1 protein-coding gene is annotated in these 385 nt (G+C 48.8%); it reads right to left on the bottom strand.

Annotated features, from left to right (window positions below; all coding sequences use genetic code 11):
- Nucleotides 1-385: IS5 family transposase (locus BGP78_RS20130; protein ID WP_119863079.1), on the bottom strand; the 385-nt coding region annotated here is incomplete at both ends.

Genomic DNA, 385 nt, shown 5'->3' with positions numbered 1-385 from the left:
TCTCTTTCCACTGCGATAACCCTATTTGGTGCATCATAAATACAGCATTGTTTCTGGGGTGTCCTTCTTCCCAGTATTGGGCATTGTCTCTTGGCGGTACCCGCATAATCGCACCTTTTGCTGCGACCTCCTCATAGCAACTGCGTGTGTCATATGCTCCATCACCTGTGACTCTGTCTATATTCCTACGCAATGGCCTGATTAAATCGGCAAGGGCTTCTCCGTCTGACACATTGACCATCGACAGCTCAGCACCCACAATATCGTGACTTGTCGCATCTACGGCCAAGTGCAGTTTTCGCCAAGTTCGGCGCTTAGACGCTCGATGTTTTCTCGTATGCCATTCACCATTTCCATACACTTTAAGGCCTGTGCTATCGACTAC

Source organism: Pseudoalteromonas sp. MSK9-3 (assembly GCF_003590335.1).
Classification (GTDB): Bacteria; Pseudomonadota; Gammaproteobacteria; order Enterobacterales; family Alteromonadaceae; genus Pseudoalteromonas.
The sequence above is the reverse complement of the archived record's forward strand: the minus strand, read 5'-3'. Positions and strand labels throughout refer to the sequence as shown.